The organism is Galbibacter marinus (genome assembly GCF_000300875.1).
Classification (GTDB): domain Bacteria; phylum Bacteroidota; class Bacteroidia; order Flavobacteriales; family Flavobacteriaceae; genus Galbibacter; species Galbibacter marinus.
In genome coordinates this window covers 1-1,296 of sequence record NZ_AMSG01000062.1, presented here as the reverse complement: position 1 = coordinate 1,296, position 1,296 = coordinate 1, and the positions used below count along the sequence as shown (strand labels likewise).

Annotated in this window: 1 protein-coding gene; it reads right to left on the bottom strand. The window is 38.6% G+C overall.

The genetic code is table 11. The annotated features are described in order from the left end of the window. The coding region (locus I215_RS15565; protein ID WP_008992949.1) for an ISL3 family transposase at positions 1-1,253 on the bottom strand (1,253 nt) is incomplete at its 3' end. Between the last annotated feature and the right edge of the window lie 43 nt (positions 1,254-1,296).

The window sequence follows — 1,296 nt, the reverse complement described above, 5'->3', positions numbered from 1 at the left end:
ATAAGCATGGACATTTTGGTAGCACTGATCGGTTTTATATAAGCGAGAGGTTCATTGTAAACGGCGCGCAAATCCGGCGTCTTAATACCCTTTTCCTGCTTTATTTTATTGATGTGATGGTACGCTTGAGTTTGGCTCCCGTCATAACCAAGGCTTTTTATTTTTTGAATAATCTCTTTAATAAGATATCCCTTTTGCTGCAGCTCATTTACAATAAATCCGGTAAAGAGATCAATATTTGTAGCGTTACGGTGAATTCTTGGGGGAAGGTGTTCTAATTTAGAATAAGTCCATACCGTATTTCGACTGATTCCAAGCTCCCTGGCAATTTTACGGGCAGGATATTTATGCTGTTGTAATTCTTTTACTTTTTGAAAAACAGCTTGTCTTGGATCTGTGGTGAGTGACTTATTTTGTGATACTATAATCTGTGTCTTCGGCAAATCTGTTTGTTGGCGCTTATAATCCAATAGTTTCTCTTTATGCGCATTAAGAATGGTTTTGATCTTACCGGAAACGCTTTTAAAATATAGGGTCAGTGCATCGGAGAGGTTCATCAGTAAATGGAACCGATCCGCCACCTGATGTGCTTCCGGATGTATTTCCTTTACTGCTGAGGCATACGAGCTGGCTCGATCTCTGGTCACAATTTCAATCCCTGGATGTTTTGCTAACCATTTTTTTAATTGACTGCCTTCACGGGAAGGTAACAGATCAATTACGCGGGATGTTTCCATATCAACCAGTACGGTGCCATAATTTACCCCTTTGCGAAAAGCCCAATCATCAACCCCTAATACTCTTGGCGTATATACTGTAGGTAAGTAGCTATAATGGGCTTTACGCAACATGGTTGAACGACTTAAGGGAACTGATACTAATTTAGTTATGATCTTTCCTTGATGAGCATTGGTCTCCAAGGCTATGGTGTCAATAATTTTATCCAATCGGTTGGTTCTCCGGGCATAACGTGAAATCTCAGGAGTTTGTTCTGAGAAAACTTTTCGAGGACACCCGTTGTTCTTGCATTTGAATTTTCGGGTTCTTAAAATCAAGTGCACAGGATGTTCCAATACGCTCAGATCATTTAAATGACGCTCATAGCGATCATGAATTTGTTTGCTGTAAACCTTACAATGAGGACAACGTGCCCCTTTTAAAGGAATGAGTCCGTATAAAGTAAGTTTTGAATCCCTATAGTGTGATTTGTATATTTTAATTTTGGGGAGGTTTAATAGCTGATTTATTCGCATAAGTATTTGATATTTACATACTTAAATATACGAAAATTTATAC